This window comes from Vibrio mediterranei (genome assembly GCF_013364395.1).
GTDB classification, from domain to species: Bacteria; Pseudomonadota; Gammaproteobacteria; order Enterobacterales; family Vibrionaceae; genus Vibrio; species Vibrio mediterranei.
The window spans coordinates 1-23766 of the sequence record NZ_JABXGK010000002.1; the positions used below are offsets into that span (position 1 = coordinate 1).

A 23766-nucleotide genomic window follows, 5' to 3' on the forward strand; every position below is an offset into this window, starting at 1 on the left:
TTCCTCGGGGTACTTAGATGTTTCAGTTCCCCCGGTTCGCCTCGCTGAGCTATGTATTCACTCAGCGATAACTGCTTATGCAGCTGGGTTTCCCCATTCAGGAATCTCAGACTCACAGGTTTTTACTACCTAATCTGAGCTTATCGCAAGTTAATACGCCTTTCATCGCCTCTGACTGCCAAGGCATCCACCGTGTACGCTTAGTCACTTAACCATACAACCCCAAAGGGTCTTTGTTACGTAACCAAAGTTGTCTGCATTTTTATACATGTGCAGACTCGATTTTGCCGGACTCAAATTCCAAGAACACTTGAATGTGTGTTGGTACCTAATCTTTCGATTAGGATTTGAGAACTTTTAAATAAATAACATTAATCAAATGTTATTCGTCAGCTTTCCAAATTGTTAAAGAGCAATGCAAACTTAATGCATTTTCTAAAGAATCTCGGCGGCAAAAATTCCAACCACGTACGTTTTAATGAAGTGGTTTGGAAAATCTTAATCCAAAATTACTTAGAGAATGGTGGGCGATACCGGGCTCGAACCAGTGACCCCCTCCTTGTAAGGGAGGTGCTCTCCCAACTGAGCTAATCGCCCACATTTAGTTTTTTTACATTTCCCGTGGAAGGAAATGGTGGGTCGTGCAGGATTCGAACCTGCGACCAATTGATTAAAAGTCAACTGCTCTACCAACTGAGCTAACGACCCAATGGTATCCCGTAGGGGAGTCGAACCCCTGTTACCGCCGTGAAAGGGCGGTGTCCTAGGCCTCTAGACGAACGGGACACTAAGCAGTAAGTGTTGGGCACTTACTATTTTCTGCTTTCGCTTTTCAGCAAAAACAAAATCTCTTTATCTTTACAAACCTAATCAATCTGTGTGAACACTCATCGCAATAATCTTTCGTATAAGGAGGTGATCCAGCCCCAGGTTCCCCTAGGGCTACCTTGTTACGACTTCACCCCAGTCATGAACCACAAAGTGGTGAGCGTCCTCCCGAAGGTTAAACTACCCACTTCTTTTGCAGCCCACTCCCATGGTGTGACGGGCGGTGTGTACAAGGCCCGGGAACGTATTCACCGTAGCATTCTGATCTACGATTACTAGCGATTCCGACTTCATGGAGTCGAGTTGCAGACTCCAATCCGGACTACGACGCACTTTTTGGGATTCGCTCACTTTCGCAAGTTGGCTGCCCTCTGTATGCGCCATTGTAGCACGTGTGTAGCCCTACTCGTAAGGGCCATGATGACTTGACGTCGTCCCCACCTTCCTCCGGTTTATCACCGGCAGTCTCCCTGGAGTTCCCGACATTACTCGCTGGCAAACAAGGATAAGGGTTGCGCTCGTTGCGGGACTTAACCCAACATTTCACAACACGAGCTGACGACAGCCATGCAGCACCTGTCTCAGAGCTCCCGAAGGCACACCTGCGTCTCCGCTGGCTTCTCTGGATGTCAAGAGTAGGTAAGGTTCTTCGCGTTGCATCGAATTAAACCACATGCTCCACCGCTTGTGCGGGCCCCCGTCAATTCATTTGAGTTTTAATCTTGCGACCGTACTCCCCAGGCGGTCTACTTAACGCGTTAGCTCCGAAAGCCACGGCTCAAGGCCACAACCTCCAAGTAGACATCGTTTACGGCGTGGACTACCAGGGTATCTAATCCTGTTTGCTCCCCACGCTTTCGCATCTGAGTGTCAGTATCTGTCCAGGGGGCCGCCTTCGCCACCGGTATTCCTTCAGATCTCTACGCATTTCACCGCTACACCTGAAATTCTACCCCCCTCTACAGTACTCTAGTCCGCCAGTTTCAAATGCAGTTCCGAGGTTGAGCCCCGGGCTTTCACATCTGACTTAACGAACCACCTGCATGCGCTTTACGCCCAGTAATTCCGATTAACGCTCGCACCCTCCGTATTACCGCGGCTGCTGGCACGGAGTTAGCCGGTGCTTCTTCTGCAGCTAACGTCAAACGAGCACGCTATTAACGTACCCGCCTTCCTCACTGCTGAAAGTGCTTTACAACCCGAAGGCCTTCTTCACACACGCGGCATGGCTGCATCTCGCTTGCGCCCATTGTGCAATATTCCCCACTGCTGCCTCCCGTAGGAGTCTGGACCGTGTCTCAGTTCCAGTGTGGCTGATCATCCTCTCAGACCAGCTAGGGATCGTCGCCTTGGTGAGCCATTACCTCACCAACTAGCTAATCCCACCTGGGCATATCCTGACGCGAGAGGCCCGAAGGTCCCCCTCTTTGGCCCGAAGGYATTATGCGGTATTAGCCATCGTTTCCAATGGTTATCCCCCACATCAGGGCAATTTCCCAGGCATTACTCACCCGTCCGCCGCTCGACGCCGTTAACGTCACCCGAAGGGTCAGTTAACTCGTTTCCGCTCGACTTGCATGTGTTAGGCCTGCCGCCAGCGTTCAATCTGAGCCATGATCAAACTCTTCAATTTAAGATTTTGTTCGGCTCAATGAATACTGACTTTAAACTACCTTAGTAATCTAAAGCTATTATCGCTCCAACAGAACGATAATGAATTGACTGTGCCAAGTCTTTCGACTTGATTGGTCACTCAGTTCATTGAAAACCTAATTTGATACCGAAGTATCTAATTTGATTATCATCAACGAGTGCCCACACAGATTGATAGGTTTATATTGTTAAAGAGCTTGTTTTGAGCCTTACTCAAAACGGACGGTCATTTTAGCTATTTCAGTTATCGTGTCAACCACTTTCCTAACTAATTTTGCTTTACTTCTTAGAAGCAACTTGACCTGCTAACTCGTAAAGGCTTTTCTTTGCCTCATCCCGTGTCAGCGAGGTGGCATTATAGAGATGAACCAATTCTTGGCAAGCGCTAATTTGAAATAAAATCGTTTTTTACAGCCGTTCGAACACAAAAGAAACAAAGCGTCGAAAAAAGACACAAAAAAGGGGGCTAAGCCCCCTTTTATTACTCTATTTCCCTTGCTATTTACTGCCCAACAGCAATTTTGTCGTTGTTCACTATCAGACGAACTGGCTTAGTTGGGTCGACTTTGCCGGCAAGTATCTCTTTAGCCAACGGGTTTTCGATACTTTGTTGAATCGCTCTTTTAAGCGGTCTAGCTCCATATACTGGGTCATAACCGACTTTGGCGATATAATCTAAAGCTGCATCGGCAACCACTAGGTGATAGCCATTGTCTTCCATGCGTTTGCCCAAGCGTTGCAATTGAATACCCGCAATAGATTTAATGTGCTCCGCCCCCAATGGATGGAAGACCACACTTTCATCTACACGATTTAAGAATTCCGGTTTGAAGTGAGAGGTCACAACATCCATTACTTCTCGCTTGATACCCTCATAATCAAGCACCTGGAAATTCTCTTGGATACGAGATGAACCAAGATTCGATGTCATAATGACTACCGTATTTCTAAAGTCGACTGTTCTACCTTGTCCATCGGTCAAGCGACCATCGTCTAGAACTTGCAGTAGAATATTGAAGACATCAGGATGCGCCTTCTCAACTTCATCCAGCAAAATAACCGAGTATGGTTTACGTCTAACGGCTTCCGTTAGGTATCCACCTTCCTCATAACCTACATAACCGGGAGGCGCACCTACTAAACGAGCGACTGAGTGTTTCTCCATGAACTCAGACATATCAATACGCACCATGGCGTCTTCACTATCAAACATAAAACTTGCAAGCGTTTTACACAGTTCCGTTTTACCCACACCAGTTGGGCCAAGGAATAAGAAAGAACCTATTGGACGATTAGGATCCGCGAGGCCAGCTCGACTACGGCGAATGGCATCAGATACAACTTCGACAGCTTCCGCTTGCCCTATAACGCGTTTGTGCAGAACATCTTCCATTTTTAGAAGCTTATCTTTTTCTGCCTCAAGCATTTTAGATACTGGAATCCCAGTTTGCTTTGATAATACTTCCGCGATTTCAGCATCTGTCACTTTGTTGCGAAGCAAGCTCATTTCTTGCATTTCAGCTTGAGTCGCTAAATCGAGTTGTTTCTCTAGCTCTGGAATACGGCCATATTGTAGCTCAGACATTCGGTTCAAATCACCTGCACGTCTTGCCACATCCATATCGAGCCTTGCCTGTTCGAGTTCAGACTTAATATGTTGAGTACCCGATAGCGCTGCTTTTTCTGCATTCCAGACTTCTTCCAGCTCCGCATAGTCACGCTCTTTTGACTCTAACTCTTCATTTAGAGCAAGCAAGCGCTTTTCACTGGCATTATCCGACTCATTTTTGAGAGCTTGCTGCTCGATTTTTAGTTGAATGATTTTACGTTCTAACTTATCCAAAGATTCCGGCTTCGAATCTATCTGAAGTCGAATGCTCGACGCGGCTTCATCAATAAGGTCGATCGCCTTGTCGGGTAGTTGTCTATCAGTAATATATCGATGCGATAAACTCGCTGCAGCAACAATAGCAGGGTCAGTAATTTCAACATGATGATGGAGCTCATAACGCTCTTTCAAGCCACGTAATATCGCTACGGTGTCTTCGACGCTTGGTTCATCAACCAATACTTTTTGGAAGCGTCGTTCTAACGCCGCATCTTTTTCAATATACTGGCGATATTCATCCAATGTTGTCGCACCGACACAGTGCAGTTCACCACGAGCTAATGCAGGCTTTAACATATTGCCTGCATCCATCGAACCCTCACCTTTCCCTGCACCAACCATAGTGTGCAGCTCATCGATGAATAGAATGATGTTACCTTCTTCTTTAGCTAGTTCATTTAGGACTGATTTCAAACGCTCTTCAAATTCACCACGATATTTAGCACCAGCCACCAATGAGCCCATATCTAAAGAAAGAACACGACGCCCACGCAAGCCTTCAGGGACTTCATTATTAATGATGCGTTGTGCTAGTCCTTCTACGATAGCTGTCTTACCTACACCGGGCTCACCTATAATGACGGGGTTATTTTTGGTACGACGTTGAAGTACTTGAATGGTGCGGCGAATCTCATCGTCACGACCAATGACCGGATCAAGCTTGCCTTGTTCCGCTCGCTCGGTAAGATCGATGGTAAATTTCTCCAAAGCTTGGCGCTTTTCTTCCGCATTGGGATCATCGACTTTCTGACCACCACGAATTTGCTCAATTGCTTGGTTTACTTTTGCTTCTGTTAATCCTTGCTGTTTCAAAAGCGCACCTAAAGGGCCTTTATCTTCTATTGCTGCAAGCAAAAAGATCTCAGAAGAGATATAGGCGTCTTGACGTTTTTGAGCAATTTTGTCACAGAGATTAAATATTTGCCCCATAGCACTAGACAGCTGAACATCGCCACCGACACCTGTGACTTTAGGAAGTTTGTCCATTAACTCAGACAGCTTGGAACGTAATTGAACCACATCGACGTTCAGCATGGTTAATAGTGGACGAATAGAACTGCCCTCTTGGTTAAGCAAAGCAACCATAAGGTGAACAGGTTCAATATATTGATGATCTCGACCCAATGCCAATGACTGAGCATCAGAAATAGCAATTTGGAATTTGCTAGTAAATCGATCTAGGCGCATAGCAACCCCCGTTTAAATTACATACAGCTTGTTATGCAATTAAGATGGTTGCTAGCAAAACGGATTTCAAGACAAAGGAGTGAAAATCAGTGATTGATCCAGATAAAGCTTGCCATACGACCTGTCTGTCCATCACGTCGATAAGAAAAGAAACGCTTTTCATCGCTAAACGTGCACAAGTTACTCAGCGTTACATCACTGATCGCTGAAGCTTGTAATTTCATCTGTGCAATGAGTGCCAGATCAGCAAGCCATTTCTCTGGATTCACGCTTTCTTTAAACGCAATTCCATATTCAGGATTCATCTGACAAAATGCGTGTTTCACATCCAGCCCAACTTCAAAAGACTCAAAGCCAATTGCTGGTCCAATCCAAGCCTGTGCTTCACTATCGAACAGGCCAGCGGCCTTTTCGACAATCCCGTCGGCCAATCCACGCCATCCTGCATGGACCGCAGCAACTGCTGTTCCATCCTTTGCACATATTAGAATTGGTAAGCAATCTGCCGTCATGGCACTAAGGACGACACCGGGCGTTCGTGTAAAACTCGCATCCGCGTCCAATACCAGTTCAGTTGGAGCTTGAACGATAGCGACTCTAGTCGAATGAGTTTGATTAAGCCAAACAGGAGAAGACGGCATATTCGCACTGATTTCCAGTGCTCGACGGTTTGCCAATACATCGGAAGGTTCATCACCAACATGCATCCCTAAATTAAAACTGGAAAATGGAGCCTTTGAGACTCCATTCTCACGTGTTGAGCTTACCGCTTCAACATTATTAGGTTTGCTCCAGTTTGGCGTCAGAAGCGACATTAATAATCTTCTTCTTTGTTTAACTTAGCGTCTTCACGCAACGCTTCCGTCATGACTACCATGTCATCTGGAATAGGAGCATGGAAAGTCATCTCTTCTCCAGTAACTGGATGCGCAAACTTAAGCATTACCGCGTGCAGTGCTTGACGATCAAAGCTACGAATCATCTGAGTCAGTTCTTCGCTCGCTCCGCGTGGAATACGAGCGCGGCCACCATAAGCGCTATCACCTAACAGTGGATGCTGAAGATAAGACATATGAACACGGATTTGGTGAGTTCGACCCGTTTCTAGACGTAAACGAATACGAGTGTGCTCTCGGAAATGTTCTGCAACTCGGTAATGAGTTACCGCAGGTTTACCAAGTTCGTTCACAGCCATCAGTGTACGTTTAGTCGAATGACGACCGATCGCTTTATCTACCATACCACCCGCCGTCATTTTACCGATAGCAATAGCTTCGTATTCACGGGTGATGTTACGCTTTTGTAGAGCACGCACTAATCGAGTTTGAGCAGGAACCGTCTTAGCGACAACCATCAAACCTGTCGTATCTTTATCGAGGCGGTGAACAATACCTGCGCGTGGTACTTCTGCGATCGCTGGGAAATGATGTAACAACGCATTAAGAACCGTGCCATCTGGTGTCCCTGCTCCAGGATGAACAACGAAATCTCTTGGCTTATTGATCACAATAATGTCATCATCTTCGTAGACGATATTAAGAGGAATGTCTTGAGCTTCAAAGCGCTCTTCATCTTCTAGTTCAGCTTGAACGGTTATCAACTCACCGCCCATAACTTTGGTACGCGGTTTAGTGATTACCTCACCGTTAACGGCAATTTTTCCGTCCAGAAGCCACTCTTTCAGGCGCGAACGGGAAAAATCTGCGAACAATTCAGCTACAGCTTGGTCTAAACGTTGACCTAACTGGCTGTCTTTTACTGTATTTGTTAATTCAATCTGCTGAGCCATATCGAACTTTTTAAAAAACCTTGGGACTAATACCACGAGTGTGGATAATATAGCCCATCATTGTATCCGTTACTGAGAAGAAAAGTAATGGACACGGAAAAATATTTACGTCAAGGAAACTCGTTCTCGTATGAAACTACTTAAACTAACAAGCTTGCTTTCTCTAGCTTTGTTGTTTGGTTGTGCTGACAAAGAAGTCACCGTCCCAGATGTTCCGCCTTCCCAACTCTACGCTGAAGCTCAAGAATCGTTACAAGGTGGTAACTGGACATCAGCCATTGAGCGCCTTGAAGCGCTGGATTCTCGCTACCCATTTGGTGCTTACACTGAACAAGTACAACTTGATTTGATTTACGCTTACTACAAGAACGATGACTTAGCGCTGGGTCTGGCTACGATAGAGCGTTTTTCTCGATTGAATCCAACTCACGAACGTTCTGACTGGGTGTTGTACATGCGAGGTCTAACACATATGGCACAAGACAGAAACTTCATGCATGACATTCTCAGGATCGATCGCTCAGACCGCGACCCTGAGCCAGTAAAAGCTGCATTTGCTGATTTCGATCGCCTACTAAAACGTTACCCGAATAGTGCTTACGCCGAAGACGCGCAGAAACGTATGGTTGCGTTGAAAAACCGTTTGGCTAAATATGACCTTGCTACCGCTGATTTCTATATCCGACGTGAAGCTTGGATTGCCGCTATCAATAGAGCTCAAGAAATTCAAAAAACCTATCCTGATACAGAAGCAGCTCGCCAATCTTTAGTACTGCAAAAGAAAGCGTACGAAGAACTAGGAATGCAAGAGCAAGTTGAACGTACTGAGAAACTAATGGAACTAAACCCACTTTAGGGTTATAGACAAATCCACCTTTCAAAAGCGCTGCCATGCAGCGCTTTTTTGTGCCCATAAGTTGGCAAAATTCCTTTTTTATTTATATATTTATCTTTAGCTAAGTAGCAAAAAGGGATAGTTGTGAAGGCGATTTTATTATGTTTTGTCATAGGGATCATGACACTTCCAGTAAGGGCTTTAGAGTTAACTCCTCTAAGTAATGAACCCTATACTGGCGATTTGGATAGTTTAGTAGAGAAGCGTGTTATTCGCGTTTTGGTCTCGGCTGATCTTGGTTTCTATTACATAGAAAAAGGACAACCCAAAGGAATTGGAGCGGAACAGCTCTATCACTTCGAGAAAAATCTCAAAAAGAAATACTCAAAGATGAAAGTACAGGTAATTCCTGTACCACGAGACGACCTCATTCCGGCTTTAGTTAATGGCTATGGCGATCTCGTTGTCGCAAACCTCACAATTACACCCAAACGACAAGAAATCATTCAGTTCAGTACCCCGATTCTCTCTGACATCAGCGAGCTGATTGTGACAACTGACGATTATCCGTCTTTAGAAAGTGTCGAAGATTTAAGTGGTCAAGAAGTTTGGGTTCGTGGCAGCTCTAGTTATTTCGAAAACTTACAGGCACTGAATCAAGAACTAACCAGCAATGATATGCCTCCTGTCTACGTTCAGTATTTAGAAGAAACGCTTCAAGACTACGAATTGGTCGAAATGGTCAAGCAAGGCTATATTGGAGCGACCGTCCTCGATAGCCATAAAGCATTCTTTTGGAACAAGACGTTTGACGATTTGAATATCCATGACTCAATACCATTGAGTAAAGATGGTCAAATCGCGTGGGCCATGCGCAAAGACTCACCAAAATTAGAGAAACAAGTAAACGCCTATATTAAAACGGCCAAGCAAGGAACATTGCTCGGTAATGTTATTTATAACAAATATTTGGATAACACAGGCTGGTTTTCAAAGGCCCTTGATCCTAAGAATGTCCAACAATTGGATAGGCTGATTTCATTGTTCAAGAAATATGGCGACAAATACGACTTTGACTTCCTTATGATTGCCGCACAGGCTTTTCAAGAATCTAAGCTAAACCAAAACAAAGTCTCACCCAAAGGCGCTGTTGGCATCATGCAGGTCCTTCCAAGTACTGCTCGTGATCGCAATGTAAACATCAAAAACATCAATAAAATTGAGAATAACGTACATGCTGGCGTGAAATATATGCGCTTTATCCGAGATAGATACTTTAGCGATGACGCGATAAGTAATGATGACAAAGTTTATTTATCGTTGGCGGCCTACAATGCAGGTCCGGGAAACATCGCTAAAATGCGGCGCTTAGCTACCAAGCACGGTTACGACCCCAATAAATGGTTTGGCAATGTGGAGCTGATGGCACGAAGAAATATTAGCTCTGAACCCGTTACTTACGTGGCCAATATCAACCGATACTATGTTATCTACAAACAGCTAGAGTCTCTACAGCAGATCAGGCAGGAGCAACAAGCACTAAATAGTGACATTGAATTTTATCGAGTTTTGGGGTCAAAAGAAGAAACCATTACTGAGTGATAGTGATCACACTTTAAAGTCGAGTGAATTTTAAGCAGGAGATTTCTTGGGTCGTAAAAACGCGCCAAAAATGGAGGATTTTCAGTGCGCTACTCTTTCCAAATTAATGACTTTTGACGGAAAAGAAAGTCTTTTCATGTGTTAACAGTAAAAAGTTTTGCGTTAGATCACATTTAAATTTCGATGCGAAAAACCCTATCATTTTAGTGATCTATATCACATTCTTTTCTCCATGGATAAGTAATCTGGAGTTAACCCATGAGGGATGCAACAGAGGAAAAAACATATGAGAGTAAACATCACTGGTAAAAACATTGAGATCACCTCTGCAATCCGTGAGCATATCGAAAGCAAGTTTAAGAAGTTAGAAAAATGGCAAGTGGATATCATTAGTTGCCAGACTGCTTTCAGCGAAGAGCCAAACAAACAAATGAAATTCGAAGCGTCCATTACGGTACCCAAAGGCAAACTTGTCGCTTCCGCTACTCATGAAGATTTATACGCTGCCGTTAACGAGGTAGAACAGAAGTTAGAACGTCAGCTAAACAAACTCAGACATAAGCCAGAAGCGAGACGCACGGATAAGCCTGAGTTAGTAGAAGAAACCGAATAAAGGCTCGTAAATAAAACGATTGTAGAATAGCGCCGTAAGGCGCTATTTTTTTGCTTGACGCTCCCCACTCCCTTGCTTATTGTGTGGCTTAGCCCAAAAAAACTTAAGACTACATTTTCTATGTACCCGATTAATCTGTTCTTTTTTGACTTCTTTTTTCTCCACTAGGCTTGGAGGCTTCTTCGTTTTCGAAAGAAAAGTCAAAAACGAACGGAAAGCCTCCCAATGGGAGGTTTTTTTATAAGGATTATTTGATGACAGACACAAACTACTCACTTGAAGAAATTCGCTTACGTCTGAACGAGCTAGACGACAACTTGTTGCAGCTTCTTTCTGAACGTCGCAAGCTCAGCATTGAAGTAGCAAAAAGCAAAGTAGAAACCTCAAAACCGGTTCGTGATGCCGCTCGTGAGCAACAGCTTTTGGTTAAGCTCATTAATAACGGTAAAGACAAGTACGAGCTGGATGCGTCTTACATCACAAAGATCTTCCACACCATCATTGAAGATTCTGTTCTGCTGCAACAGGTTTACCTGCAAAACCTAGCCAACCCGCAACAAAGCAGAAAACCTGTTGCTAGAGTGGCCTTTCTAGGCGCTAAGGGTTCTTATTCACACCTAGCAAGCCGAGATTATTTCTCTCGCAAGAACACGGAGCTCATTGAACTCAATTGTGACCAATTTAAAGAAGTCACAAAAACGGTTGAGTCAGGTCATGCTGATTTCGGTGTATTGCCTATTGAAAACACCAGCTCTGGCTCAATTAATGAAGTATTCGACTTACTGCAACATACGACTTTACATATCGTTGGTGAAATCACCCAACCTATTGAGCACTGCTTGGTTGCGACCAAAGAAATTCGTCTGGAAAACATCAAAACGCTGTACTCTCACCCACAACCTCATCAGCAATGCAGTGAGTTCTTGGGCAGACTATCTGGCGTTCAACTAGAGTCTTGTGCAAGCACAGCGGATGCAATGCAGAAAGTTCAGCAGCTTAATAGAGACGATGTGGCTGCAATCGGCCACGCAGCCAGCGGCAAACTGTATGGCTTGCAATCGATTCAAAGCAACATTGCTAATCAGACAGAAAACCATACTCGATTCATCGTCGTTGCAAGAAAGCCTGTTGAAGTGTCAGCGCAAATTCCAGCAAAAACTACCTTTATCATGGCGACGTCTCAACAAGCAGGTTCGTTGGTTGAAACCCTCTTAGTACTCCAGCGCTATGGAATCAATATGACCAAGCTCGAGTCACGCCCTATTATGGGTAATCCTTGGGAAGAGATGTTTTATGTGGATGTGGAAGCCCATAAAGACTCAGAATCAATGCAACAAGCCATTCATGAGCTTATAAAAATCACTAAATACCTTAAAGTACTGGGTTGCTACCCTATCGATAACGTAAAACCAGTGATGCCCGATTTAGGTGAATAAAAACAAATAGCCCCAGTCATCATGAGCTGGGGCTATTTCTATTTTACGAGCTGTGGCCTGTCTTCAAAGCTACTTGAGCGGCAGAATCTTAATCTCCACTCGACGATTACATTGACGCCCCTCTGGTGTAGAGTTGCTGCAAATTGGGAATCGCTCACCATTACCACGGGCGACCGCACGACCTGCCGCTACATTCTGACTAATCAAGAACGAACGTACTTGCTCAGCGCGCTTTTCTGATAGCTCTTGGTTGTATTGAGCACTACCCGTACTATCTGTATAGCCTTCGATAACTAAACTGGTATCAGGATACTCAACCAAAATACGCGCTACACCTCTCAGTGTGTTGTGAATACTACTGTTAAGAGCGTGAGAATTACTGTCAAAACCAATACCGTTCTCTAAACGTAATAAAAGTTGATTGTCACCAACACGCTCAACTTGCACACCTGAATTTAACAACTCTTGTCTCAGCGCTTTTTCTTGTTGGTCGAAATAATATCCGACACCACCACCCAACGCTGCGCCACTCGCCGCACCAATAAGAATCCCACGGCTATCACCACCTGAAGCAATACCAACAGCTGTGCCAGCAATTGCGCCAATCACAGCTCCTTTGGTTGCTGAGTTTGTCTCATACTCTCCTGTTGTCGCGTTTTGTCGCTGCGTCGCTTGGCAACCAACAAGAGAAATAAGCCCTAAGGCAACCACTACTTTTTTTAATCTCATTTCTATTATCTCTTATGCGTACAACATTACCATCAAATACAGAATATCGTACCATATAAATTCTAATTATTCCTAATGGAGGCATTTAGCACTCACACTAATGATAAAAAACACATCGTTATTAAATGACAAATCTAAGGTAGATTTACGTTAGAATTAAGCCCAAACGTATAGACAGGATAAGTAATAATGAACAAAGTGGTTATCGCGTCGCTTAACCCAGCCAAAATCAATGCCGTAAAAAGCGCCTTTGAATCCGCTTTTCCTAGCCAAACGTTCACTTTTCAAGGGGTAAACGTGCCAAGTGGCGTGGCCGAGCAACCTATGAGCAATGATGAAACTCATCTTGGTGCTAAAACACGAGTTCACAATGCCAAGAAAACCATCAAAGACGGTGATTTCTATGTTGGGATTGAAGCTGGTTTAGATGGGCATTCCACGTTTGCATGGATGATTATTGAAACAGAGACACAGACGGGCGAATCAAGAAGCGCGAGTCTAATGCTTCCACCCGCAGTCGTAGACCAGCTGTCGCCAAGCGTTGAACTAGGCGATGTGATGGATAAGACCTTTGGTACCGATAATATCAAACAAAAAGGCGGGGCAATTGGTTTACTAACCCAGCATCAGCTCACACGCAGCTCTGTGTATCACCAAGCGTTAATACTGGCGCTGATCCCATTTACCAATCCTGAACACTTCTAAAGACGTTTTCTCTGACAAGGTAAGCGAAACCCATAGGTTTCGCTTACTTAAGCAATAAGTCGCTAAGCGCGTTCTTATCTTTGTCGGCCAAGCGCTTTACTTCCGCAGAGCCGCGAGTAATGGTTGCCACACCTACGCCTAACATCTGACTAATTTGGCGTTGGGACATGTCTCCCTTTAACAACTCACAGAGAATGTTCACCCGCGCCGTCACTGCTTCACGTTCATCTGGTGTTAGCAACATCGTCATCAGCATTGCTTGCTGCTCACTGCTTTGCGAACGCTGAATAAGGTCGAGTACCTGTTGCCAGTCTTGATAGTGTGGTTCCATTTAATATTCCATCAGAAACATCCAGTTACCCATTCTAACTCCAAGCCCACATGAATTGGTAGCCCATCTCCACTAGTAACGTTTTTTCGCTTCCGCTTCAGTGAGGAAACTTCCCTGAACACCAAGTAAATCTCGATAGTAGACTTGAAACATTAGAATATTCTGAACGTAACCACGAGTCTCTCTAAAAGGTATCGCTTCAATAAAGGCGATGGCATCTAACTTGCCATCAGAAGCTTCACGCCAACGTTTTACGCGGTTAGGCCCTGCATTGTAGGCAGCTAATGCATAGATACGGTTATCATCGTAGTTATCAAGCAACTCATTAAGGTAGTGCGAGCCTATCTCAATGTTCTTACCCACCTGATACAAGTCACTAGTACTGCCGTAGCGTATCTTGTGCTTTTTCGCAGTATACTTTGCCGTAGCTGGCATAATCTGCATCACGCCGCGAGCACCAACAGGAGAGCGCGCTTCCACATCCATCGCGCTTTCTTGACGTGCTAGCGACATGAGTAACACGCTATCAAGGTCGAGCTTGTCACTGTAGAAATCAAACCACCAGCGATGAGCCGTTGGGAAGCGCAATGACATGTTGTCCCACATTTTGGCAGAAATTGTCGCAACGACGGTGAAGTGATGCCAACGTTTCTTACCAGCATAAGCCGCTAACATCTGCTTCTCATTCGCAGTTACGTTAGACAACAAGAAACGCCACTCTGATTTAGCTGCGGCTATTTTGTCTCGCTCAATCAACTCTTCGATTCGATCTAAGCTAGCTTGATACGGCGCTACGACTTTTGGGTCTAACACTGTCGTGGAAATAGGATAAACAATAGAGTGCTCTAGGTATGTCGCGGCAGCGGCGCTGTAAAAGTTACGCTGACCTACAATCCCTTCTAGGCGTTGTTGTCCTTGCTCTTTGTTACCTGTTACCAACTCAGAACGCGCCAACCAATATTGCCAACGACTGGTTTCTTGTTTCTCTGGCGACATTTTACTAATCCAACGGTTCAAGTCTTTCCAATCGGCTTGTTGCACTGCAAGACGCGCTCTACGTTCCAAGTAACCATCATTGCTTGATTGGCTAAGCACTTTATCACGCCAGTTAGCTTCGGTTTCGGAATCCGTCGTGATGTAACGCATCGCCACATAATCTTGCATCGACTGTTGCAACTCATCGTCTAGCGAGGCATTTTTACTCAGTTGAGTTAGTGCGGTTCTTGCTTTATCTCTGTCACTACGAGCTAACTTTCGGAGTGACAGTTCAGTTAGCTGGTTTTTATACGGTTGTGGGAATTTACTGTCAGCAAAAGACACCACCTTATTAGGTGATTTGAACAGGTCTTTAATTTGTTTCCCATGCTGTTTACCTGTCGATGTTGCCAGCTTCTTATTTAGATAGTTAATTAATGACCCATTACGCTTTTCAAAAGCAAGGATCATTCGCTCGACAATCAGTTGGTCGGTCAGCGCTCCTGACTTATCCCATTCCTTGAATAACTTATCACAAGCACTATCAACACTATTTCCACTCAACCATAAGTTTTGAGCGCCTTTGTACGCCTCCTGTTTATTCCCAGTTTTAAGCTGAGCATAGTGGTAGTGACATTGATATCGCTCGCCATTTGGGTAAGAGGTTTGAAAGGTTAGAATGTCTTGCCATTTGTTTTGACGGGCCAATTGATCCAAATACGGCGCTCTAATACGATAGGAGAAAGGGAAACCCTTATGCTGCTCAATAAATGTATTGACGTCCTCAATCGACTTATCTGCTAGTTGCAAAGAAAACACTCGATAATCGACATAAGGAGTCAAAGCGTAATCTTCAATTTTAGGCCGAAGTTTTTGATAACCACTGATATCTTTTTTATCAATGAGCTTTTGCGCCCTATCATAATCTGAGCGTTGTTGTTCTAGTTTTGTTTCTGCCGCAAATGCAGGCCATGCCAGTGAGGCTACTATGACCGAAGTAACTGCTAGCAGTCGTTGCTTATACCGTCCGTATAAAAGCATGTACCGATTTCCTTAGATGCTGTGAAGAATGACCAGTGAGCTTATTGTTGTCGTTTTTTATTGAGCCTTGTCAGCTTCATTTGAATACATGGTCAATCTTCAATTTAAGACCAATTACTCCTTCTTGCCAATGGGTTTGTCATTAAGAATTTGTTTCCATTGTTGAGAATTCCCTGACTCTTGGCGAAACCGCGCATTTTGAATGATATTGAGGCTTAAGATCGCACAACGAAAATTGAAACGTTCTGACTGCGTAGTGTAAAATAACAACTTTATTGACTTCAAAAGTAGGAACGATCGGCAATGGCTGAATACGTCTATACCATGTCGCGCGTGAGCAAAGTAGTGCCACCAAAGCGACAAATCCTTAAAGATATCTCTCTTAGCTTCTTCCCTGGTGCAAAAATCGGTGTTCTAGGCCTAAATGGTGCTGGTAAATCTACCCTTCTACGTATCATGGCGGGTATTGATACTGATATCGATGGTGAAGCGCGTCCGCAACCTGGTCTAAACGTAGGTTACTTGCCGCAAGAACCTGTTCTTGATGAATCAAAAACGGTTCGTGAAATCGTTGAAGAAGCAGTATCCGATGTTGCTGGTGCAATGAAGCGTCTAGACGAAGTGTATGCGGCTTACGCTGAACCAGATGCAGACTTCGACGCATTGGCTAAAGAACAAGGTGAGTTAGAAGCTCTTATCCAAGCGAAAGATGGTCATAACCTAGAGAACGCCCTAGAGCGTGCCGCTGACGCTCTTCGTCTACCTGAGTGGGATGCGAAGATTCAACACCTATCCGGTGGTGAGCGTCGCCGTGTCGCTATCTGTCGCCTATTGCTTGAGAAGCCAGACATGCTGCTTCTTGACGAACCAACCAACCACCTAGATGCCGAATCTGTTGCTTGGCTTGAACGCTTCCTAGTGGACTACAATGGCACTGTTGTTGCGATTACCCACGACCGTTACTTCTTAGATAACGCAGCAGGTTGGATTCTTGAGCTTGACCGTGGTGAAGGTATTCCATGGGAAGGTAACTACACTTCATGGCTAGAGCAAAAAGATGCACGTCTACAACAAGAAGCGTCTCAAGAGAAAGCTCGTCAGAAAACCATTGAGAAAGAGCTGGAATGGGTTCGTCAAAACCCTAAAGGCCGTCAAGCGAAGTCAAAAGCACGTATGGCACGTTTTGAAGAGCTACAAAGTGGCGATCATCAAAAACGTAACGAAACGAACGAGCTATTCATTCCACCAGGTGAGCGTTTAGGTGATAAAGTTCTAGAAGTGAACAACCTGACTAAGTCATTCGATGGCCGTGTACTGATTGATGACCTTTCTTTCAGCATTCCAAAAGGTGCTATCGTAGGTATCATCGGTGCTAACGGTGCGGGTAAATCGACATTATTCAAAATGCTAAGTGGCACAGAGCAACCAGATGCCGGCACGATTGAACTTGGTGATACCGTGAAACTGGCTTCTGTAGAACAGTTCCGTGATTCAATGAACGATAGCAATACGGTTTTCCAAGAGATCTCAGAAGGCGCTGACATCATTAAGATCAACAACTTTGAAATTCCTGCGCGCGCGTACTGCTCACGCTTTAATTTCAAAGGTAGCGACCAACAGAAGATCATCGGTGAACTTTCCGGTGGTGAGCGCAACCGTGTTCACCTAGCTAAGCTTCTTAAAGCGGGTGGCAACATGTTACTACTCGATGAGCCTACCAACGACCTAGACGTTGAAACTCTACGTGCACTTGAAGAAGCACTACTAGAGTTCCCAGGCTGTGCCATGGTTATCTCGCACGACCGTTGGTTCCTAGACCGTATCGCTACTCACATCATCGACTATCGCGATGAAGGTCAAGTTAACTTCTATGAAGGTAACTACACTGAGTACATGGAATGGCTGAAGAAGACTTTGGGTCCAGAAGCTGCTGAACCACACCGTATTAAATACAAACGCATCTCAAAATAACCGTTTGAATTTGAGATAAACTTGTTTTTTTTCAAGAGGGCGCTAATAATAGCGCCCTCTTTTTTGTGATTTTCACCCACAAAATAACGAAATTAACTGAAAAATCACCACATTTCATAGACAAATGTGGTGTAGCGATAATCACTATGCCGAATAGAATCAAGGTAGTAATACCGAATGAACAAGGAAAGAAACGAACTCTGCGTTTAGGACGAAAGCGTACTTACACTGCCATCCTCTTCGCTGCAGCCTTTCCTGTTGCCTTGGGCTTAGTCGGTTATTCCTATAACCAATCTCAAACACAGCTGTCATCTACTGAAGTGTCTCTGACGGATCTACAGCAAGAAAAAGCGCTACTTGAAGCTAAACTGGAAGAACAAGTCAATGTCACTCACGATCTTTCTCAAGAACTTGAAGAGAAACGTGATGAGCTCCAACTCCTGAGCAAACGAGTTAATGACGTGGAAACAGTTCTTGGTCTCACCGATGAAGAGCTCTACGATGCTGAAATGCCATTAGCGGAGCGTATTGATGCGGCCGCCATTGACTCCGCGGTTCGTGCCACAATGCTGCGCTTAATTCCCAATGATAGCCCGGTTACTTATCAGCGCGTTTCCTCGTCTTATGGACGACGTACTAACCCTATATCTGGTAAACGCCAGTTACATACTGGTATCGACCTAACCTGTAAAACAGGTGAACAAATCTTAGCGCCAGCCGATGGCGTTATTGAAACAGTAAGACCAAGCCGTCAAGGTTATGGTAACTATATGACGGTGCGCCATTCATTTGGTTTTATGAGCTCTTACGCTCACTTACACAAGTTTAAAGCTAAGAGTGGGCAGTTCGTCAGCAAAGGAGACGTCATCGCTACGTGTGGAAATAGCGGTAATTCAACCGGACCACACCTTCACTATGAAGTACGCTTTTTAGGGCGCACACTTAACCCTCAATACTTCATCGATTGGAGCCCTGAGAACTTCGATTACGTGTTCGAGAAAGAAAAGAAAGTGCAATGGGCACCGCTGATTGATCTTGTCGGTAGCGTGGTTAAGCTACAAATAAACCTAACTAATGCACCCTATGTGGATTCTTCGATTAAAACTGCCGTTACCGAAGACACCACCAACGAAACAAGTGAACAGACAAACTAAAAAAACGCAGCGACTTCGCTGCGTTTTTTAATTGGTTCTTTCATCGCCCGCGTTTAACCGCGATGTATGGCATCGTTAGCCTGCTTCAGTAGGTTCTGACTCTCAGACATAAACTGCTGTGAATAATCACCAAACCACTCGCTAACTTCATTAAACTCAGAGATGAACTTATCTTTATCTTTGCTATCAAGCAGTGCTAATGCTTCTCCAAACTGTTTATGGAAGCACTTGATCATCTCAATGTTCTCTTCTGAAGACATAATAATGTCACCGTATAAGCTTGGGTCTTGAGCAAATAATCGACCCACCATCGCCAACTCGAGTCGGTAGATAGGTGAACTGAGTTTAACTAACGTATCTAAATCAGGGTTCTGCTGACTTAAGTGGCGACCGTAAGCAAACGAGGTAAAGTGACGAAGCGCTTGGATAAGCGTCATGCCTTTATCATGCTGCTCTGCAGAAATCTGACACAAACTTGCGCCCCAAATCTTGAACTGCTCCAACAGCCACTGGTATTCGCTCTCACCTCTACCATCACAGTAAACTATCACCTGTTTCGCAAGGCTTGGTACATCAGGACCAAACATCGGGTGAAGACCAACAACGGGACCTTTGTGAATATCAAGCATTGAGTTCAAAGGTTTAGATTTGATCGATGTTAAATCACAAAGGATACAATCTTTCGGTAACGCATTTAGCTTTTCAATCACACCCTCAGTGAGGTGAATCGGCACAGTGACAACAACCAAACCAGCGTTATCGAGAATCTCATCTGCACGATCCCAATCTTGGCTGCCTAGTACTTTGACTTCGTAGCCAGACAGTTTGAACATTCTACCAAATAGGCCTCCGAGTTGACCGTTACCACCAACGATAACTACTGAACGTAACTCTGGATTTAGACATTTGAATCCAGAGTCTTTTTCGCTCGCGTAAGACTCGCGCATCGTACGGCGCAGAATGTCTTCAATTAGCTGTGGTGGTATGCCCTTCTTCGCCGCCTCTTCACGACGAGACGCTAGCATGGCAGCTTCTCTATCCGGAGCATAGATAGGCAAACCATGACGGCTTTTCACTTCACCAACTTGTTCTACTAGGGATAGACGCTTCGCAAGAAGCTCGAGCATTTGCTTATCGACTTCATCAATTTGGTCGCGCAATGCGTTCAATTCAGCAGCCATGGACGTGATTATTCCTTAATACGATTTTCCAAGAATGGGACAAGCTCTTTATGAGCATGACGTAATAGTGCCTCAGTTGTATCCCAATTGATACATGCGTCGGTGATCGACACCCCATATTTCATTTGATCTAGAGGAATATCTGAACTTTGGTTTCCTTCATTGATATGACTCTCAATCATTAGACCAATAATAGATTTGTTGCCTTCTCGGATTTGGTGAATGACATCTTCAGCTACTAGTGGTTGACGACGGTAATCTTTACGAGAGTTAGCATGACTACAATCCACCATCAATGACGCATCAAGATTCGATTTCGCTAACTCTTGCTCACATTCGGTGACCGATACTGAGTCATAATTGGTCTGCTTACCACCACGTAAGATAACATGGCCATTTTCGTTACCTTGAGTCGTTAATAGGGCGACTTGACCTTCACGGTTAATTCCCATAAAGCGGTGACTTGATGAAGCAGCTTGCATCGCATTAATTGCTGTCGCCAAACTACCATCGGTTCCATTTTTAAAGCCGATTGGCATCGAAAGACCACTGGCCATTTCGCGGTGAGTTTGTGACTCTGTTGTACGTGCACCAATTGCCGCCCATGAGAAAGTATCCGCCAAGTATTGCGGACTGATCGGGTCAAGCGCTTCTGTTGCCAATGGAATATCCATTTCCGCAAGCTCTACCAAGAGTTCGCGCCCTACGTGCAGTCCGTGCTCGATATCGAAGGTACCATCCAGTTGAGGGTCATTAATCAAGCCTTTCCAGCCTACCGTTGTACGCGGCTTTTCAAAGTAAACACGCATAACAATGTATAGCTGGTCGTTAAGCTGCTCCGACAACGCTTTCAAACGCTTTGCGTACTCTTTCGCCGCTTCTACATCATGAATAGAGCAAGGCCCACATACGACAAGTAGACGATGATCTTTCTTATGAATAATGTTGGCGATAGTCTCACGGGAATCTTGAATGAACTTTCTAGCTTTTTCACTCAGCGGTAATTTTTCTTTTAGTTGTTCTGGTGTAATCAGTACCTGTTCGTCACTGATATTAATATTACTTAGTTCACTCTTCTTCATGGCCTCACCTGTAAATATTATATTACACCGAACTTTATAATTAAAACCGTTCGGCTAAGCTTTAACTGGTAATATACCTAGATAAAAAACACATGCAAGCGTAAACTTTGAAAAACATTAAATGTAAATTTAATTTTACACCAAGAATTACTGGCGCTTCAGTTCTTGATAACAGTTCGATGATAACAAACTGCCACGATTGGTCAGTTACGTATACAATAAAATACAACTTCATTGTTGGTTGTAATCTATGGACTTAATCATCTCCCTTTTACAGCAGATGTGCGTGTATCTAATGCTCGCTTATATGCTGAGCAAGACACCGCTTTTTATTCCACTGTTTAGTGTCTCCAATCGTTTAAGTCATAAACTCAGCATTTATGTACTGTTTTCATCGTTTTGTATTTTGGGTACCTACTTCGGATTACAAATCAACGATGCTATCGCCAATACTCGAGCCATTGGTGCGGTGATGGGTGGGCTATTCGGCGGCCCCATCGTAGGGTTTGCCGTTGGGTTAACCGGTGGTCTACACCGCTACACATTAGGAGGATTTACCGATTTAGCCTGCGCGATTTCCACCACGGCAGAAGGGGTCATCGGTGGTTTAATGCATCTGTATTTTCTCAGAAAGGATAAAAAAGAAGAGCTATTTAACCCCCTGGTTGTCTTCTACATTACTTTTGTGGCGGAACTGGTTCAGATGCTAATCATCCTCATTGTAGCTAAACCTTTTGATCAAGCTTATGCGTTGGTTTCTGATATTGCCGCTCCGATGATCATCGCCAACTCTGTCGGTGCCGCGCTATTCATGAGCATTCTTCAAGACCGTAAGACCATTTTCGAGGAATACTCAGCGACCTTCTCTCGTCGCGCATTAAACATTGCAGAACGCTCCGTGGGCATTTTAGTCCATGGTTTTAACTCCAATAACGCCAGCAAGATTGCACGAATTATCTACGAAGAAACCAATGTCGGTGCCGTCGCCATTACCGATCATGACAAGATACTGGCTTTTGTCGGTATAGGCGCTGACCATCATCACCTTAACCGACCTATCTCCTCTCAAAGTACGCTCGATTCGATGAACAACAACGAGATCATTTACCTCGATGGCAAAGAGAATCCTTACCAGTGCTCAATATCTGAAGACTGTAAATTGGGATCTGCGCTTATCATTCCACTGCGCACGGGGGACGAAGTAATTGGCACTATCAAGCTATACGAGCCCAAGCGTAAGCTATTCTCAACCATTAATATGTCCATGGCTGAAGGTATTGCTCAGCTGCTCTCTAGCCAGATCCTTCATGGTGACTACATAAACAAACAGACCTTACTTAAACAGGCCGAAATCAAGCTACTTCACGCACAAGTTAACCCACATTTTCTGTTTAATGCGTTGAATACCATTAGTGCTATCACTAGACGCGACCCTGATAAAGCACGCAGCCTAATACAGCATCTTTCTCAGTTTTTCCGTAGCAACCTGAAACAGAATATCGAAACGGTCACCTTAAAAGAGGAATTAGCCCACGTTAACGCCTACCTCACTATCGAAAAAGCGCGTTTTACCGACCGTTTAGAAGTGGATATTGATATTGCTTCAGAACTGTTAGAACAAGAAGTACCGAGCTTCACTTTACAGCCTCTGGTTGAAAACGCGATTAAGCATGGTATTTCCAATTTAATTGAAGGTGGGATCATTCGAATCTATAGTCACACCACTCAGTCAGGGAGCGAGATAGTCGTCGAGGATAATGCCGGAACCTTTATTGCGCCCAAGGAGGGACATGAAGGGCTAGGTATGCAAATTGTCGGTAAACGCCTAACAAATCAATTTGGTCGTGACGGAGCGCTAAAAATTGAAGTGGAAAAAGACCACTTTACGCGAATGAGCTTTATCATCCCCTCGCCTTCTACACGCAAAGATAAAAGGACGGCTATTGCGTCATGACACAGTTAACAGCTTTAGTAATTGATGATGAGTTATTTGCTCGTGAAGAGCTAATAGAGCTTTTGGAGGAAACCGAGCAAATTGACATCATTGGTGAGGCAAGTAATGCCATTGAAGGTCTCAAGAAAATTAACCAACTCAAACCAGATGTGGTCTTTCTTGATATTCAAATGCCACAAGTCACCGGTATTGAACTACTTGGCATGCTCGACCCTGATACCATGCCGAAAGTCGTCTTTGTCACCGCTTACGATCAATATGCCATCCAAGCGTTTGAAGATAATGCGTTCGATTACTTACTAAAACCTGTTGATCCGTGTCGTCTTGAAAAAACCGTTAAGCGACTAAAAAAACGTGAGCAACAAACGCTGGAAGCGATCGATACTCTCGCACCACAAACACTCGACCAAATCCCTTGTGTCGGCCACAACCGTATCGTCATTATTCCAACTACCGATGTTGAGTTTGCCTACAGCGACCTTTCCGGTGTACATGTTCAAACTGCCGAACAAAAGGCCACATCGCAGCTAACGCTTAAAGTACTCGAAGATAAAACGCCGTTGATCCGTTGCCACCGCCAGTTTTTAGTGAACGTCAAGGCTATTAAAGAAATTAAGTTGTTAGACAATGGGTTAGCCGAGATCATTACTCAAAGTGACCATCCAATACCTGTAAGTCGCCGCTACCTGAAATCATTAAAAGAGACGTTAGGCTTTCATTAACGGAAGTATTACCACCTATCTCGATCAGCTGAGGCTAGGCATTTCTCAATTCCTATCCCCCTGCACCGACAAGGGGATAGCAATGGCGA

17 protein-coding genes, 3 tRNA genes, 2 rRNA genes and 1 other annotated feature are annotated in these 23766 nt (G+C 44.4%); of the genes, 9 read left to right on the forward strand and 13 right to left on the reverse strand.

From position 1 onward, the window contains the following. The 8 genes from HOP38_RS13470 to rluD all read right to left on the reverse strand — a co-directional run. A 23S ribosomal RNA gene (locus tag HOP38_RS13470) occupies positions 1 to 214 on the reverse strand; the annotation flags it as partial. Between the two features lie 307 nt (positions 215 to 521). Next, positions 522 to 597 (reverse strand) — tRNA-Val (locus HOP38_RS13475). A 35-nt stretch (positions 598 to 632) separates the two neighbouring features. Beyond that, positions 633 to 708, reverse strand: a tRNA-Lys gene (locus HOP38_RS13480). Between the two features lie 2 nt (positions 709 to 710). Then, a tRNA-Glu gene (locus HOP38_RS13485) sits at positions 711 to 786 on the reverse strand. A 122-nt stretch (positions 787 to 908) separates the two neighbouring features. Beyond that, a 16S ribosomal RNA gene (locus HOP38_RS13490) occupies positions 909 to 2461 on the reverse strand. 522 nt (positions 2462 to 2983) lie between these two features. After that, complete coding sequence (gene clpB, locus HOP38_RS13495) at positions 2984 to 5557, reverse strand: ATP-dependent chaperone ClpB (RefSeq protein WP_006072932.1); 2574 nt, start codon at positions 5555 to 5557, stop codon at positions 2984 to 2986. 86 nt (positions 5558 to 5643) lie between these two features. Next, entirely contained in the window at positions 5644 to 6372 is a 729-nt protein-coding gene (gene pgeF, locus HOP38_RS13500; RefSeq protein ID WP_006072931.1) for a peptidoglycan editing factor PgeF, read from the reverse strand. Further along, complete coding sequence (gene rluD, locus HOP38_RS13505) at positions 6372 to 7346, reverse strand: 23S rRNA pseudouridine(1911/1915/1917) synthase RluD (RefSeq protein WP_171389603.1); 975 nt, start codon at positions 7344 to 7346, stop codon at positions 6372 to 6374. The genes pgeF and rluD overlap by 1 nt, the downstream gene beginning before the upstream one ends. Before the next feature lie 130 nt (positions 7347 to 7476). On the opposite strand from rluD, the gene bamD reads away from it, so the two are divergent. From bamD to pheA, 4 genes are all read left to right on the forward strand, one after another. Next, entirely contained in the window at positions 7477 to 8202 is a 726-nt protein-coding gene (bamD, locus tag HOP38_RS13510; RefSeq protein ID WP_006072929.1) for an outer membrane protein assembly factor BamD, read from the forward strand. Between the two features lie 159 nt (positions 8203 to 8361). Next, positions 8362 to 9783, forward strand: coding sequence for an MltF family protein (locus tag HOP38_RS13515; protein ID WP_198558348.1), 1422 nt, complete (start codon positions 8362 to 8364; stop codon positions 9781 to 9783). A 286-nt stretch (positions 9784 to 10069) separates the two neighbouring features. After that, positions 10070 to 10396: a ribosome hibernation-promoting factor, HPF/YfiA family gene (gene hpf, locus HOP38_RS13520; RefSeq protein ID WP_006072926.1), complete on the forward strand. Its 327-nt coding sequence runs from the start codon at positions 10070 to 10072 to the stop codon at positions 10394 to 10396. 122 nt (positions 10397 to 10518) lie between these two features. Then, positions 10519 to 10638 (forward strand) — a sequence feature (Phe leader region). Between the two features lie 12 nt (positions 10639 to 10650). Beyond that, complete coding sequence (pheA, locus tag HOP38_RS13525; RefSeq protein WP_006072925.1) at positions 10651 to 11832, forward strand: prephenate dehydratase; 1182 nt, start codon at positions 10651 to 10653, stop codon at positions 11830 to 11832. 69 nt (positions 11833 to 11901) lie between these two features. Here the strand turns inward: pheA and HOP38_RS13530 are convergent, their stop codons facing one another. Next, entirely contained in the window at positions 11902 to 12561 is a 660-nt protein-coding gene (locus HOP38_RS13530) for a YiaD family glycine zipper/OmpA-like lipoprotein (protein WP_062459828.1), read from the reverse strand. Between the two features lie 189 nt (positions 12562 to 12750). Between HOP38_RS13530 and yjjX the strand changes: the two genes are divergently transcribed. Further along, a complete protein-coding gene (gene yjjX, locus HOP38_RS13535; protein ID WP_006072923.1) occupies positions 12751 to 13266 on the forward strand; it encodes an inosine/xanthosine triphosphatase in 516 nt (171 codons plus the stop codon). Positions 13267 to 13309: 43 nt separating this feature from the next. Here yjjX and trpR read toward each other — a convergent pair whose 3' ends face one another. Continuing rightward, positions 13310 to 13597 (reverse strand): trp operon repressor, encoded by a 288-nt coding sequence (gene trpR / locus HOP38_RS13540; protein WP_006072922.1) that lies wholly within the window; start codon positions 13595 to 13597, stop codon positions 13310 to 13312. Positions 13598 to 13669: 72 nt separating this feature from the next. After that, positions 13670 to 15613, reverse strand: coding sequence for a murein transglycosylase (sltY, locus tag HOP38_RS13545; protein WP_198558289.1), 1944 nt, complete (start codon positions 15611 to 15613; stop codon positions 13670 to 13672). 303 nt (positions 15614 to 15916) lie between these two features. On the opposite strand from sltY, the gene ettA reads away from it, so the two are divergent. Continuing rightward, on the forward strand, positions 15917 to 17584 hold the full coding sequence (ettA, locus tag HOP38_RS13550) for an energy-dependent translational throttle protein EttA (RefSeq protein WP_006072920.1): 1668 nt from the start codon (positions 15917 to 15919) through the stop codon (positions 17582 to 17584). Between the two features lie 146 nt (positions 17585 to 17730). Then, positions 17731 to 18738, forward strand: a complete 1008-nt coding sequence (locus HOP38_RS13555) for a M23 family metallopeptidase (protein ID WP_006072919.1) — start codon at positions 17731 to 17733, stop codon at positions 18736 to 18738. A gap of 53 nt (positions 18739 to 18791) precedes the next feature. On the opposite strand, the gene tyrA is transcribed toward HOP38_RS13555, so the two are convergent. Together tyrA and HOP38_RS13565 are read right to left on the reverse strand one after the other, a co-directional pair. After that, a complete protein-coding gene (gene tyrA / locus HOP38_RS13560; RefSeq protein WP_006072918.1) occupies positions 18792 to 19919 on the reverse strand; it encodes a bifunctional chorismate mutase/prephenate dehydrogenase in 1128 nt (375 codons plus the stop codon). Positions 19920 to 19927: 8 nt separating this feature from the next. Continuing rightward, positions 19928 to 21001, reverse strand: a complete 1074-nt coding sequence (locus HOP38_RS13565) for a 3-deoxy-7-phosphoheptulonate synthase (protein WP_006072917.1) — start codon at positions 20999 to 21001, stop codon at positions 19928 to 19930. Between the two features lie 250 nt (positions 21002 to 21251). On the opposite strand from HOP38_RS13565, the gene HOP38_RS13570 reads away from it, so the two are divergent. Together HOP38_RS13570 and btsR are read left to right on the forward strand one after the other, a co-directional pair. Next, entirely contained in the window at positions 21252 to 22955 is a 1704-nt protein-coding gene (locus HOP38_RS13570) for a sensor histidine kinase (RefSeq protein WP_038222671.1), read from the forward strand. Beyond that, complete coding sequence (gene btsR / locus HOP38_RS13575; protein WP_006072915.1) at positions 22952 to 23677, forward strand: two-component system response regulator BtsR; 726 nt, start codon at positions 22952 to 22954, stop codon at positions 23675 to 23677. The genes HOP38_RS13570 and btsR overlap by 4 nt, the downstream gene beginning before the upstream one ends. The last annotated feature ends 89 nt before the right edge of the window (positions 23678 to 23766 follow it).